The 561-nt window shown below is 50.8% G+C and carries 1 protein-coding gene; it reads right to left on the bottom strand.

Translation table 11 applies throughout. The annotated features are described in order from the left end of the window. Positions 1-260: 260 nt before the first annotated feature. Positions 261-561 (bottom strand): hypothetical protein (locus EXE45_RS20960; RefSeq protein ID WP_241989526.1); only part of this gene is annotated, 301 nt, incomplete at its 5' end.

The following is a 561-nucleotide window of genomic DNA, read 5'->3' as shown; positions in this document are numbered from 1 at the left end:
TAGCGTGTCCAGCAGTGTAACTAATGGGCGATTAAGCGGGGTGAGTACGAGGCCGGCCTCGCTGACCCTCTCCGTTGTGGCGCTGTGCTCGCTGGTTTCTTGAATATAGGGCTCTGTTGAAATCCTATTCTACAGACATGTTCTCGCCTGAAAGACCTGGTCGCTGAAGAGTGCGTATTGACCACTCAGAATTCTACCAGCTCAGAGGGATGTTTCGATAACCGTGCGAGATACAGAGCGCAAATTGGGTACCGACTACTCTACACATCGATGTCCTGTGTGTCTGGATGATTGACATATTTCTCCAACTCACAGGAGAGTGAGGAGGACGGTTCAGTGGAGAGGGCGTCCCGCGTACGTTGCCACTCTTCATGACGGCACAAGACGTACACAGGAATCTCCTCTAGTTCGAGAATTGACGCAATTGCGAATCGATGGTACCCTTCTACCCAGTATATCTCACCGGTTCGAGAGATAGCAACAAGCGGATCTAAATGATTCGCATACGCATCTTCGAATTCGTTATCCTCGGTCGCCATTTCGTGGTAAGCGGCTGCATTC

The sequence above is a fragment of the Halorubrum sp. SP9 genome, from assembly GCF_005435015.1.
GTDB classification, from domain to species: domain Archaea; phylum Halobacteriota; class Halobacteria; order Halobacteriales; family Haloferacaceae; genus Halorubrum; species Halorubrum sodomense.
Note: the sequence above shows the minus strand (reverse complement) of the source record. Positions and strands in the feature narration are given on the sequence as shown.